This window comes from Kutzneria buriramensis, from assembly GCF_003387475.1.
Classification (GTDB): Bacteria; Actinomycetota; Actinomycetes; order Mycobacteriales; family Pseudonocardiaceae; genus Kutzneria; species Kutzneria buriramensis.
In genome coordinates this window covers 249395-262646 of the sequence record NZ_QUNO01000009.1, presented here as the reverse complement: position 1 = coordinate 262646, position 13252 = coordinate 249395, and the positions used below count along the sequence as shown (strand labels likewise).

The 13252-nt window shown below is 69.8% G+C and carries 11 protein-coding genes; 8 read left to right on the top strand and 3 right to left on the bottom strand.

Annotation, left to right across the window (positions count from 1 at the left end; genetic code table 11):
• Window positions 1-3 precede the first annotated feature (3 nt).
• The 6 genes from BCF44_RS26850 (at window position 4) to BCF44_RS26825 (ending at window position 8601) form a co-directional block, all read left to right on the top strand.
• The gene (locus BCF44_RS26850; protein ID WP_116177158.1) at window positions 4-1107 is read left to right on the top strand and encodes a nucleotide disphospho-sugar-binding domain-containing protein; all 1104 of its coding nucleotides are present in this window, start codon (window positions 4-6) and stop codon (window positions 1105-1107) included.
• Window positions 1104-2315 carry a DegT/DnrJ/EryC1/StrS family aminotransferase gene (locus BCF44_RS26845; RefSeq protein WP_116177157.1) on the top strand — a complete coding sequence of 404 codons (1212 nt, stop codon included), beginning with the start codon at window positions 1104-1106 and terminating at the stop codon, window positions 2313-2315. The genes BCF44_RS26850 and BCF44_RS26845 overlap by 4 nt, the downstream gene beginning before the upstream one ends.
• A complete protein-coding gene (locus tag BCF44_RS26840; RefSeq protein ID WP_246015579.1) occupies window positions 2312-3313 on the top strand; it encodes an ABC transporter ATP-binding protein in 1002 nt (333 codons plus the stop codon). Before BCF44_RS26845 ends, BCF44_RS26840 begins: the two co-directional genes overlap by 4 nt.
• A complete protein-coding gene (locus BCF44_RS26835) occupies window positions 3310-4083 on the top strand; it encodes an ABC transporter permease (protein ID WP_116177155.1) in 774 nt (257 codons plus the stop codon). The genes BCF44_RS26840 and BCF44_RS26835 overlap by 4 nt, the downstream gene beginning before the upstream one ends.
• 9 nt (window positions 4084-4092) lie before the next feature.
• Window positions 4093-6924, top strand: coding sequence for a non-ribosomal peptide synthetase (locus BCF44_RS26830; protein ID WP_116177154.1), 2832 nt, complete (start codon window positions 4093-4095; stop codon window positions 6922-6924).
• A gap of 87 nt (window positions 6925-7011) precedes the next feature.
• The gene (locus tag BCF44_RS26825; RefSeq protein ID WP_170217766.1) at window positions 7012-8601 is read left to right on the top strand and encodes an alkaline phosphatase family protein; all 1590 of its coding nucleotides are present in this window, start codon (window positions 7012-7014) and stop codon (window positions 8599-8601) included.
• A gap of 3 nt (window positions 8602-8604) precedes the next feature.
• On the opposite strand, the gene BCF44_RS26820 is transcribed toward BCF44_RS26825, so the two are convergent.
• Entirely contained in the window at window positions 8605-8865 is a 261-nt protein-coding gene (locus BCF44_RS26820; RefSeq protein ID WP_116177153.1) for a hypothetical protein, read from the bottom strand.
• Window positions 8866-8961: 96 nt separating this feature from the next.
• On the opposite strand from BCF44_RS26820, the gene BCF44_RS26815 reads away from it, so the two are divergent.
• Both BCF44_RS26815 and BCF44_RS26810 read left to right on the top strand, forming a co-directional pair.
• Window positions 8962-9264, top strand: coding sequence for a hypothetical protein (locus BCF44_RS26815; protein WP_116177152.1), 303 nt, complete (start codon window positions 8962-8964; stop codon window positions 9262-9264).
• A gap of 19 nt (window positions 9265-9283) precedes the next feature.
• Window positions 9284-10027, top strand: coding sequence for a PIG-L deacetylase family protein (locus BCF44_RS26810; protein ID WP_116177151.1), 744 nt, complete (start codon window positions 9284-9286; stop codon window positions 10025-10027).
• Window positions 10028-10048: 21 nt separating this feature from the next.
• Here the strand turns inward: BCF44_RS26810 and BCF44_RS26805 are convergent, their stop codons facing one another.
• On the bottom strand, window positions 10049-11089 hold the full coding sequence (locus BCF44_RS26805) for a lysylphosphatidylglycerol synthase transmembrane domain-containing protein (protein ID WP_116177150.1): 1041 nt from the start codon (window positions 11087-11089) through the stop codon (window positions 10049-10051).
• A gap of 924 nt (window positions 11090-12013) precedes the next feature.
• Window positions 12014-13243, bottom strand: coding sequence for a chitinase (locus tag BCF44_RS26800; protein ID WP_116177149.1), 1230 nt, complete (start codon window positions 13241-13243; stop codon window positions 12014-12016).
• Between the last annotated feature and the right edge of the window lie 9 nt (window positions 13244-13252).

Sequence of the window (13252 nt, the reverse complement as noted above, 5' to 3'; positions counted from 1 at the left end):
CGCGTGCGGGTACTGATCACCTCCAACGCCGCGCACGGGCACTTCTACCAGCTCGTGCCCTACGGCTGGGCGCTGCGCGCCGCCGGCCACGAGGTGCTGGTCGCGGTCGCGCCGACGTTCTGCTCGGTGGTGAAGGAGACCGGGCTGGCCGGCGTCGCCGTCGGGCGGGAACTGCTGCCGGGGGAGTGGCCGCAGCCCGCGCCGGACGCCGGCCGTGAGGAGAAGCTGGTCCTCGCCGCCGGTCGCGGCTGGTCGCTGGCGGCGGCCCATGCCGCCGACGACCTGGCCGCGCTGGCCCGGGACTGGCGTCCGGACCTGGTGCTGCACGAGAGCCTGGACTACACCGGGCCCTTCGTCGCCGCGCTCACCGGCGTGCCGGCGGTGTCCGTGCGATGCGTGCTACACCTGCCCTCGGCTGTCGCCGAGGTGGCATCTGAGCAGCTCAGGCCGTTGTATGAGCGCTTTCACATCTCGCCGGCGCCGCCGCTGATGGAGCTGGACCCGGTGCCGCCGAGCCTTCAGCTGCTCGACGCCACCCCGACGACGCCCGTCGCTTACGTCCCGTTCACCGGGTCCCGGCCGGCCCCGCGCTGGTGTTACGAGCCGTTGAGCCGCAAGCGGGTCGTGCTGACGCTGGGGTCGATCCACAACCCGCGCGCCAAGCAGGTGCTGGAATCGGTCGCCGCCGTGGTGGGGGAGTTCGACGTCGAACTCGTGGTCGCCGTCGGGCAGCTGGCGGCCAAGCCCAGGCTGCCCGAAGGGTCGATCGTCGCGGCGTGGCTGCCGCTGAGCGAGGTCGTGCCGCGTTCCGACCTGTTCATCAGCCAAGGCGGGCTCGGTGGGACGCTGACTGCCGCCCGCGCCGGCGTGCCGCAGCTGATGTTGCCGCAGATGGGGGAGCAGTACCGCACCGCCGGCCGGATCCACGACACCGGCGTCGGCATCAACCTCGACGTCGCCGAACCGTCGTCGGAGGAGCTGAAGACCGCACTGGCGGATCTCCTCACGGAGCCGAAGTACCGCGAGGCGGCGGCCTGGATGCGGGACGAGTTGCTGGCGCAGCCGGAACCGGCCGCCGTGGTCGGCATGCTTGAGGGGGTCGCGTGAAGCTCCGTCTGGACGATCTCGCGCTGTTCGGCGGCAGACCGGCGTTCCCGGCGCCCGTGCACATCGGCGTGCCGAACATCGGCGACCGCAAGCGTTTCCTCAAGTCCGTCAACGACATTCTCGACCGCCGCTACCTGAGCAACCGGGGCCCGGTGGCCCGCGAGTTCGAGCGCCAGGTCGCCGAGCTGGTCGAGGTGGAGCACTGCGTCGCCACCTGCAACGCGACCGCCGCGCTCCAGCTGGCGATCCGCGCCGCCGGGCTGACCGGCGAGGTGATCGTGCCGTCGTTCACCTTCCCGGCCACGCCGCATTCCGTGCACTGGCTGGGATTGACGCCGGTGTTCTGTGATGTGGACCCGTCCGGCAACATCGACGTCGACCGGTTGGGCAGCGTGTTGACCCGGCGGGCCAGTGGCATCATGGCGGTGCACCTGTGGGGCCGGCCGTGCAATGTGGACCGCCTCGCCGAGTTCGCCGCAGCCCACGGCCTGAAGCTGCTCTACGACTCGGCGCACGCCTTCGGGTGCAGCGCCGGCGGCCGGATGATCGGCGGCTTCGGCGACGCGGAGGTGTTCTCCTTCCATGCCACCAAGGTCGTCAACTCGTTCGAGGGAGGGGCGCTCGTCACCAACGACGACTCGCTCGCCGAGCGGGCCCGCTCGCTGTCGAACTTCGGCATCGTCTCCGAGTCGGAGGTGGCCGAGCCCGGCACCAACGCGAAGATGAGCGAGGTCGCCGCCGCGATGGGGCTGGCGTCGCTGGCCGCGATGCCGGCGTTCGTGGCCCGCAACCGTGAGAACCATGAGGCGTACCAGGCGGAGCTGGCCGGCGTTCCCGGGCTTCGGGTGCTGGACTTCGACCACCGCGAGCGCAACAACTACCAGTACGTCGTGCTGGACGTGGACGTCGCGATCGCCGGCGTGAGCCGGGACGTGCTGACGGATGCGTTGCGCGCGGAGAACATCATGGGGCGCCGGTATTTCACGCCGGGCTGCCACCGGACCGCGGCATACCGCGACCGCGTGCACGCCCCGATGCCGGGCACCGAGGAGCTCGCCGAACGCCTGGTCGTGCTGCCGAGCGGAACCGCGACGACGCCGCGGGACATCGCCGTGCTGTGCCAGGTGGTCCGGTTCGTCGTCAGCCATGCGGCCGAGGTCGCCGCGTCCATGTCGGATCAGGTGAGAGCTGGAGTGGAGGCGTTGTGACGCAAGCAGAAGCGGCGGTTGCGGTGCGGGACACCGCCGCCGCGCGGCCCGCCATCGAGGTGGCCGGGCTGGTCAAGACGTACGGCAGGGACGTGCGGGCGCTGGACGGCCTGAGCTTCGCCGCCGAGCCGGGCAAGGTGTTCGGCCTGCTCGGCCCGAACGGCGCCGGCAAGTCCACCACCGTCAAGATCCTCACCACACTGTCCATTCCGGATTCGGGAACCGCTCGGGTGGCCGGCTTCGACGTGCTGGCCGAGGCGAGCGAGGTGCGGCGGGCGATCGGCGTGGTGGCCCAGCGCACCGCCGTGGACCAGATGGCCACCGGCATCGAGAACCTGGCGATGATGGCCCGTATCCACGGGCTGCGCGGCCGCGAGCTGCGTACCCGGGTCGACGAGCAGGTGGAGCGGTTCGGGCTGGGGGAGAAGGCGAAGCTCACGCCGTACAACTACTCCGGCGGCCAGCGCCGCCGGCTGGACCTGGCGATGGGGCTGGTGCACCGGCCGCGGGTGCTGTTCCTGGACGAGCCGACGACCGGGCTGGACCCGGAGGCGCGGATCGGCCTGTGGGACGAGATCCGCACGCTGACCCGTGAGGACGGCCTTACGGTGCTGCTCACCACGCACTACCTGGAGGAGGCCGACCTGCTGGCGAACCAGCTGGCGATCGTCGACCGCGGCCGGGTGGTGGCCAGCGGCACGCCGGCCGAGCTCAAGGGCGAGCTGCGCGGCGACGCCGTCCACATCGGACTCGACAGCGCGGAGGCGGCCGTTCGAGCGGCTGCCCAGCTGGCCGACGAGGACGTCTGGGACGTGCAGGCCGAGGACGCGGTGGTGCACCTGCGAACCGCCGACGGCGCCCGGGCCCTGCCTCGGCTGCTGTCCACTGTAGACGGCGTCGTGTCGGCGACCGTCAACCGTCCGTCGCTGGACGACGTGTACCTGCGGCACACCGGACGCGCCTTCCGGCGCGGCAACGCGGAAGGAGAGGCCTCGTGACTCTGGCCAGTGCGGTCTGGCTCAGCTCGGCCAGGCACATCCGGGGCGTGGTCCGCTCGCCGTGGACCACGATCATCTCGCTGGTGCAGCCGATCGTGTGGCTGCTGATCTTCGGCTCGCTGTTCAGCGCGGTCAGCCGGATCCCGGGCTTCACCGGCGGCATGTACCTGGCGTTCCTGACGCCCGGCGTGCTGGCCATGACCGGGCTCTACGCCGGCGGCTGGAACGGCATGTACACGATCATCGACATCGACAACGGGCTGCTGGACCGGCTGCTGGCCTCGCCCATGCAGCGGTTGGCGATCCTGCTCGGACCGCTGGCGCAGCAGGCGGTTGTCGTGCTGGCACAGAGCATCCTGATCCTCTGCCTGGCGTGGGTGAAGGGCGTGTCCTTCGCCGGCGGCGTGCCGGGGTATCTGGTGATGCTGGTGTCGGTGGCGCTGCTGAGCTGCCTGATCGGGGCGTTGTCCAATGCGCTGGCGGTGATCGTGCGGAAGATCAATGTACTGGTGGTCGCCGTGCAGTTCCTGGTGCTGCCGTTGACCTTCACCTCCTCCGCGTACATGCAGCTGAACCTCGCCCCGGGCTGGATCCAGGCCGTGTCGAAGGTGAATCCGCTGAACTGGTCGGTAGAGGCCGCCCGGGAGGCCCTGGGGGCCTCGCCGGACTGGGGTCAGATCGGCCTGTATCTCGGGATGTTGTCGGTGTTGCTGGGTTTCGCCCTCTGGGTGGCGACCCGGGCTTTCCGTTCGTACTTACGATCGCAGTGAGGTGACCTGATGAGACGCGCCGACACCGTGCATGGCCTGTTCGCCGACTGCGCGCGGCGGTGGCCCGACGCCACCGCCATCGTGCACGGCGACCGCCGGCTCACCTACCGTGAGCTGGCCGCGCTGTCCGAGGACTACGCCGCGGAGCTAGCCGCGCGCGGTGTCGGGCCCGGCGAACACGTCGCCGTTGTGATGAAACGTGATCCCGAGATGGTCGCCGCACTACTGGCGATCATGATGCGGGGCGCGGTGTACGCCGGCATCGATCCGCGCTGGCCGCGCGAGCGCTCGGCGTCCCTGGTTCGACGGCTGCACGCGCGTCTCGTCGTGTCTCCTTTGGACGGTTGGGACGTTCCGTCCTGGACGCCTGGCGCTTCTTCGGGCCGCTCGGTGCCGCCGGTCGCCGTGTCCAGGGACGACCCGGCGCACATCTTCTTCACGTCCGGCTCCACCGGCGAGCCGAAGGGCGTTGTGGTGGCGCATCGCGGCACCGTGCGGTTGTACGACGACTGCGCGTTCGGCGACTTCGGCCCGGGCGCGGTGCAGACCCAGACCATGCCGACCCACTGGGACGGCTCGCTGCTGGACCTGTGGAGCGCCTTGCTGTCCGGCGGAACCTCGGTCTTCGTCGACGACGTGCTGCTGCCGTCCCTGGTGCGAGATCTGGTCTCCGCGCACGGGTTGAACACGCTGTGCCTGCCGACCGCCGTGTTCAACCTGTTGGTGGACGAGGGGGTGGACGCGTTCGAGGGCATTCGGTACGCGTTCATCGTGGGGGAGAAGGCTTCCGACGCGCACTGCCGGCGCCTGCTGGAGCGCTTTCCGACGATGACCCTGACCAACGCCTACGGCCCCGTGGAATCGGCCGGCATCGTCTCCTACCGCCGGGTGTCCATTGAGGACACCAGGGCTGATGTCCCGATCGGTGTGCCGGTGACCGACAGCGACGTGCACGTCTTCGATGGCACGCGGCCGTGTGCGCCGGGCCAGGTCGGTGAACTGTGCCTGTCCGGCGACGGCCTCGCCCTCGGCTACCTCGACGATCCCGAGCTGACCGCCCGCCAGTTCGTCACCTTGGAGACGGCCGGCGGCCCGCAGCTGGTGTACCGCACCGGCGATCTCGGCTACGTCACCGCCGACGGCGTGCTGCACTACGTGGCGCGCAACGACCTGCAGGTCAAGGTGCGTGGGCACCGGATCGAGCCTGGCGAGATCGAGCGTGTCGCCGAGCAGGTGCCCGGGATCCGGCAGGCCGTCGTCGTGCCGATCAAGGGACCCGACGGCGCTTACACCGATCTCCGGCTCAGCTTTGTCGCTGTCGAGGTGTCCCCGTCGGCGTTGAGGTCCTCGCTGGCCTCGCGCCTCCCCGCTTACCTGATACCGCGCCAGATCGAGCGCCTCGACGCGATTCCCTTGACCCGCAACGGCAAGGTCGACCGCAAGGCGCTCGCCGGCGGCCCGTCGCGGATCGCCGTGGAGATCGTCACCGACAACACTCGGTCCCTGGTCGCCTCCACCTGCGCCCAAGTCCTGGGCATCCCGGACATCTCCGCCGACACCTCGCTCGCCCTGCTCGGCGCCAATTCCCTCGAGCTGGCGCGGATCTGTACGCGCCTGGTCACCGCCACCGGCGTCACCTTGCCGCTCTCGCAGCTCTACCGCACCCCTCGCGTCGCCGACCTCGCCGCGTGGATCGACTCCGCCGCTCGCCGGCCCGTCGTCGTCTCGCGTTCCAACCGCTTCCCGCTCACCGCCGGCCAGGCCACGTACGTCGACAGCAACGACATTCTCATGCTCACCTGGTGGGTTGACGGTCCGCTCGATGTCGAGGCCCTGGAGACGGCGCTGAACGACGTGCACCTTCGGCATCAGACCCTGCATGCCCGCTACCAGCGCACGTCCGTGACCGTCGGCGATCCCGGCTGCGTCGAGTTCGCCACCCTGCCCGCTACCCCCGACGCCGAGGCCGCCGTCCTCAGCCTCACCAAGCACCTGCACGAGCCCCTGTCGCTGGCCGCCGGCCGCGTCTGGCGTGCTTTGACCGTTTCCGACGGATCTCGCACCGCCTTCGGCATCGCCGTGCACCACATCGCTTACGACGGCCACTCCCGCTCGTTGCTGCTCAACGACCTCGCCACCGCGTACGCGTCACGGGTTCGCGGCGTCGCTCCCGTATGGACCGTTCCCGCGCCCACTCTCGCCGAGGTCTCCGCCGCGCATCGCAGCCACCTCGGCGCCACCGACCTCGCCGCCCAGCGCCGCTACTGGCGTTCCCAGCTCTCCGACCTCCCCGCGTGCCTCGACATCCCCGCCGGTCATTCCGTCGGCCCCGCCCTGCTCCACAGCTTTCCTCCCCTCGCCGCCGGCACCTTCCCCGAGCTGGTCGCCGCCGTCGCTGACGCCCTGCGGTCGTTCGTCAAGGACGTCGCCCTACTCGCCCCCGTCTCCGTCCGCGGCAACCCCGTGCTCGACGCCGCCATCACCTACCGCGCCAACCCCCTCTGCCTGCGCCTCCAGCCGGGATCCGAGGCCCGGACCGTCGCCGACGCCCTCGCCGCCCAGGACCTAGCCTTCACCGAGGTCGCCATGACCACTCCGGGCCTGGCCCCCGTGCTCGGCACCCTGCCGGTCCTACTCGTCCAGGACGACGACCGCACCCCGCTGCGCCTCACCGGCTGCGCCACCGAGCCCATCGACGACGTTGGCGCGCTGGAGATGGCCTGCCCCCTGCTCATCGAGGTCGTCCCCAATCATGAACTCCGCATCGGCATCCGTACCGATCTCCTGCCGGCGGAGCTCATCGACGACCTCGCCGCGCGACTGGGGCTTGTCGAGGACTGACCCTTGAGCTCAGGTTCACGCGCCGTTCATCCGCATCGCCTACTACTTCTACGGCTCTGTAGAGGAACCGGTGACGGGAGTGGGCGAATGCGGAGAACGGTGTTACTGGCCGCCTCGATGGCGGGACTGCTGGGCGCGACGGCGGTGGGGCCGGCCTCGGCGGCGGCGCCGGACCACCACGTGCTGCTGATCTCGGTGGACGGCCTGCACGCGACCGACCTGGCCTGGTACGTCCGCCAGCACCCGGCCTCGGCGCTGGCGCGGCTGGTGCACGGCGGAATCGACTACAGCCATGCGAAAACGCCGGTTCCGTCCGATTCGTTCCCGGGTATGGTCGGCCAGCTCACGGGCGGAAATCCCGCCACCACGGGCATCTACTACGACGACACGTTCAACCACGCGTTGCTGCCGGCCGGCACCACCGAGTGCAAGGGCGCCACGCCCGGCGCGGAGGTCGACCTCACCGAGGACCTGGACAAGGACAAGACGGCGCTGGACGCCGGCCAGGGCCTCGCCGGCCTGCCGAACTCGATCCTCGGCATGACCGGCACGCCGCAGACGCTGATCCAGGCGTCGAAGCTGCCGGTCGACCCGGCGACCTGCAAGCCGGTGCTGCCCAACCAGTACCTCAAGGTCAACACCGTCTTCGAGGTGGCCCGCTCGGCCGGCCTGCGCACCGCGTGGTCGGACAAGCATGCCGCCTACGACATCCTGGACGGCCCGTCCGGCGACGGCGTGCAGGACCTGTTCACGCCGGAGATCAACTCGAACTTCGGCGCCGGCGACTGGACCACCGACAACACCGCGACCCGCCAGTACGACCACTACAAGGTGCTGGCCGTGCGCAACGAGATCGACGGCTACGACCACTCCGGCACGACCAGGGTCGGCACGCCGGCGGTCTTCGGCATGAACTTCCAGACGGTGTCCACCGCGCAGAAGCTGCCGGCCGGCGGCTACAACGCGGACGGCACGCCCGGCCCGCTGCTGTCCAGCGCACTGGACTCCGTGAATTCCGAGATCGGTTCCCTGACAACGGAACTGGCCAAGCAGCACCTCGCCGACCGGACCACGGTGATCCTCTCGGCCAAGCACGGCCAGTCGCCGACCGACCCGAACGCGCTGACCCGCATCGCCGACGGCCCGATCCTGGACGGCCTGAACGCGGCGTGGAAGGCGGCCCACCCCGGCAGCGGCGACCTCGTGGCGTTCTCCACCGACGACGACGCGATGCTGTTGTGGCTCAACGACCGCTCCGCCGCCGCGTTCCAGTTCGCCAAGGACTACCTGCTCGCGCAGAACGGCACCGGCAACGGGATCACCGGCGCCGCCAAGCCGTTCACCGCGTCCGGCCTGGCCGAGGTCCACACCGGACAGTCGTACTTCCACACGGCCGCCAATGACCCGCGGGTGCCGGACCTGATGGGCGTCGCCCAGTACGGCGTGGTCTACACCGGCAAGAAGTCGAAGATCGCCGAGCACGGCGGGGCCGCGCCCGACGACCGCGACGTCGCGCTGGTGGTCTCCGGGGCGGGCGTGCACGGACACCGCACGGTGGACGCGAGCGTCGAAACCACCCAGATCGCGCCGAGCATCCTGGCGCTGCTTTGCCTCGACCCCAACGCGTTGCGGGCGGTCCGGGCCGAGCACACGCAGGTCCTGCCGGGCCTGCGCTAGCGGTCAGCCGCCGGGCACGATGCCCTCGGCCGGGCGCCAGGGCGCGCTGGAGAGCATCTCCACGTGAACGGGGCCGCAGTGGCAGCCGGAACACAGGTTCTCGGCTGCCACCGGCGCCTCACAGGGGAATCCGCCGTGGCTGTAGTAGGAGAACAGATCCCCTTCGGCGTCGGTCACGTGCGTCACCTGGAAGACGTCGTCCGAGTGCTCGCCGCACCGGGCGCAGGTGAACCGATACCTTTCGACGACTCGCTCCGAGAACATGCTGCCCCACCTCTCATGGTTGAGACGCGCAGCGCTGGTGAGTCGATTCTACGACCGCGGCCCAAACCCGCCGGGTGTCGAATCTAGACTGTGCGGATGGGGCATTGGGGGTACGAGTACTGCCAGGTCTATCTCCGGGGACCGGTGCCGGCGGTGGCGGATCTGCCGTCCGCGCCGGGCGTGGCGGTGGAGCCGCACCACAACAACCGGCGCCTCGAGCGGCTCGGCGACGACTTCCCCAACTGGCCGACCCTCGTCGACGTGTACGCCGACGGGCAGGAGGGCCAACAGGCGATCGTCGGCCTGGTGACGGCGCTGTTGCGGCAGATGTGGGCCGCCGGCGTGCCGGCGGTGGCGGCGTGCGACTTCGAGGACGAGTTGCCCGAGCCCGAATGGTGACGCCTGGCAGACTGGCGCGATGGCGACCCTGGTGGCGTTCCACGCGCATCCCGACGACGAGGCCCTGCTGACCGGCGGCACGCTGGCCCGCGCGGCGGCCGAGGGACACCGCGTGGTGATCGTCGTCGCGACGGACTCGATGGTCGCCGCCGACGAGGGCCAGCCACGGCGGATGGCCGAACTGCGCGCGAGCGCCCAGGTGCTGGGCGCGCACCGGGTCGAGCACCTCGGCTACGCCGACAGCGGGCACGGGCCGGTGCTCTACCCCGACCCGCCGGACCGCCAGCGCTTCGCCCGCGCCGACGTCGAGGAGGCGGCCGGACGGCTGGCCGAGCTGCTCCGGGAGGAGAACGCCGACCTCCTGCTCAGCTACGACGTCAATGGCGGCTACCGGCACCGCGACCACATCAAGGTGCACGTCGTCGGCAAGCGGGCGGCCGAGCTGGCCGGCGGGGTCCGGGTGCTGGAGGCGACGATGCCGCGCGATCTCGTGGTGCGGGTGAGCACGGTGATCCGCAAGCTCCGGCTGCCCTTCCGCTACGACCCCGAGGACCTGGCCACCGCGTACAGCCCGTCGTCGGCCATCACCCACCGGATCCCCGTGCGGCAGTTCGCCGCGCAGAAGCAGGCCGCGCTGGCCATGCACCGGTCGCAGGTCTACGGCAGCGGGCGGATGTCCGCGATCATGCGGGTGCTGGTGCGCGTGCCCAGCGGCGTGTTCGGGCTGCTGTTCGGTTACGAGTGGTTCATCGAGGAGAGCTGACGCAGGGACGACCGGCGGGCGTCAGACGAGTGCCGGCTGGAGCTCGTCGCGGCGGCGCAGGTGGGGGAGCAGGGCGTAGACGACCCAGCCGATGACGGCCAGGCCCAGCCAGGTGATGGCGCGGTAGAAGAGGACGATCGCGCCGGCCGGGGCGGCGGCGATGCCGGCGCTGAGCAGCACGCCGAGCAGGCCCGTCTCGGCGAGGCCCGCGCCGCCGGGCAGGATCTGGAGGGCGATGCTGCCCTGCACGATCAGGAAGCCGACGACCAGCGCGGCCCACGGGATGTCGACGTCCACGCTGAGGACGCTGGCGACCAGCGTCACGAAGTCCAGGACCCAGCTCAACAGGGCCACTGCGACCAGGGCCAGCCATTGCCGCCCGCTGGGGCGCAGCGAAGCCACGTTCTCGGACAGCGCCAGCGCCGACGACTCGGCGCGGTTCGCCCACTTACGAGGAGCGATCCGCAGCACCGCGTGGACCCCGCGCCGGAGCACTGCCGGATGCGTGAGCAGCTGCCACGACCCGGCGGTGCCGAGACCGACGATCAACGCGATGGGGACCGCCACGCCGGACGGGATCTCGCCGGCAATGGCCAGCCCCAGTGAGCCGATGACGATCAGCGTGACGGTGGTGATCAGGCCGGCCATCAGCACCGACCAGGCCGCGACCGGCCCGTTCACGCCGCGCCTGCGCAGCTGGGTGATGCCGTAACCCAGCGACCCCGCGCCGCCGACCACCGGCACCGTCGTCGAGACCGCGTTCTGCGCGAAGTTGATGCCCTGAACCGTGCTCGCCGGCACGTCGACGCCGCCGACGACCAGCAGCTGCCGGTGCAGCTCTCCGTACGCCGCGAGCGCCCCGGCGCCGCTCAGCACCGCCACCAGCAGCCAACCCCACTGCACGTGGTCGACGTGCACGCCGGTGTCGGTGAACTGGGCGACCATACCGGGGATCCGCCACGCCACCCACCCCAGCGCGGCCCCGACGACGGCCCAGTGCAGCACCGCACGCCACGGGAAGACGAACGGCCGGTGTTCGTGAGTCCACTCGATAGCCGCCATCGCCGCCTCCCTCGTCCACCCAGGTCAACGGCACCGTCCGTGAACGAATTTCCGGAAGGTCGGCGATGTGGCCAGCGTCTCTCCGACCGCGCCGGACGGGGCGACGAAGCGGGTACCGGGGGCGATCGCGTTGGTCGCTGAAATGGTTCCGATGACGTTCATGTGAGTCGGCGCGTTCGGAATGAGTGAGTGGCAGCTCCATGGCCCCTTCCGGACGGCCCATGGAGGGCGCGACACTGGCGAGGGTTGACCGTTGGCGTAAAGGGCGAAGGAACCGGTTCGCGCCTTTGGGTGGGACGCGACTGGCCGGACGACTGCACTGTTGCGACCAGGCCGTGGTTTTCCTTGGAGAGGCGTTCACAACTGCGTGAAGGAACGAGGAGGAACATGTCCGTTCAGGTGTCGTGTGCGGGAATGGTTGATCCTGTTAATGCGGTCAACAAGTCGAACGTCCAGTCCGCGGTCGTGGAGGGGAGGACGCTGGAACTCCGTCAGGGGGACATCAGTGGTGTGCAGCACGCATGGGCACGTCTGACCAGTGCGCACGACGGCGACGTCGTGTGGCTCGAAATCTCCGGTGACGGAGGCAAGACCTGGATACAGTGCGACAGGCGTACCATTCAGGCGGGAGGGCGGAACTATACCGACGCCCAACGAACGACCAACGACGTTCGGGTGTGCATGCGGGCTGTGACACAACTGTCGGGGGTGAGGTATCAGACCGCTGCATGGTGTTAGTGCGTCAGGTCGGTAATTCTTTGACCTCGCGATTCGTTGTGGCCCCGGATCAATAACCGGGACGTCGGATCCGTGGCGAATGCTTGAGGTGATCTCGCCAAGATTGGGATGCTGCCTGTGCTGATCTCGCAGTCGGGACTCAACTGAAATCGTAATTTCAGTTGAGTCCCGAGTTGCAAGACGTGCTCAGCAGGCGCCGTTGTCCTGCCAGATGTTCCAGGCGATCGCCGACCCCGGCGTCACGCCGGTCGACCAGTAGGTCGCGGTCCACTTGTGCCCGTTGTAGGAGACGACGTTGCCCGGCACGTAGGAGGTGTTCGCGTTCCACGCGGCGATCCCGTTGCACCCCGTCGGCGGGGTGGTCGTGGTGGTCGTCGTTGTCGTGGTGGTGGTCGGCGGCGTGGTGCCGCCCCCGCCGTTGAAGCCGTCGAAGATCTTGCTGAAGTCCAGTTTGGACTGACTGATGTTGGTGCACGACGGCAGGCCGCTCACGCCGCCGCCGCACGGCTGGTCGCGGTCGACCGACCAGAACGCGAGCCGGCCGATCCCGTTGGCATTGGCGAAGTTCACCACGGTGTGCGCGTCGTTCTCGCTGAACACCTCGGCGGCGTCGTCGTTCTGGCCGATCATCGGCGTGATGCCGATGTTGCCGTAGGTGTCCGACGGCCAGAGGCCGCGGGCGACGTTCAGCGTGGCGGTGGCGGCCTGGGTGGCGTACGACCCCATCTGCGGGTTGCTGTCCCAGGAGCCGTAGTAGTCCATGGTCATGATGTTGATCAGGTCGATGCGCGCGCCGTCGTTCTTGGCGGACTGGAGGAAGGTCTGCCCGTTGTTGTCGGGACCGTTGGGCAGCACCGGAATCGTCACCGACACCACGAGCCCGGGGTTGGCGCTCTCCAGGTTCTTGATCGCCGCGAAGCGGTTGTTGATCGAGGTCGGGTCGGCGATCGACGCACCCTCCACGTCGAAGTCGATGTGGTTGACGTGCAGGGTGTTTATCACCGACTGGTACGCCGCGGTGAGCGAGCTGGTGTTGGTGCAGGACTGCGCCAGCTCGACGCCGCCGGCGCCGCCGAAGGACACGATCGCCTGCGCGCCGGACGACACCGCCGCGCTGATCTCACCGTTCACCGTGGGGTCGTTGCTGACGGGCAGCGTGTCACCCCAGATCGGGGTGCAGCCGCTGCCGATCACGAACGCGGCGGTGAACGCCTTGAGGCCGGCGCCGCTGATCGCGGCGTTCAGCATCGGCTCCTGGTTGTTGGTCATGTCCACGTACGGCGCGACGCCGAAGCCCGTTGCCGCCGGTGTGGCGACGGTGTTGTTGGCTGCGCCGGCATAGCCGACCAAACCGACGGTGAGCAACAGCCCGGCAGCCGCCGCCGGCCAGGCCGCCTTGGGACGTAAGAGTTTCATCGTTGCCTC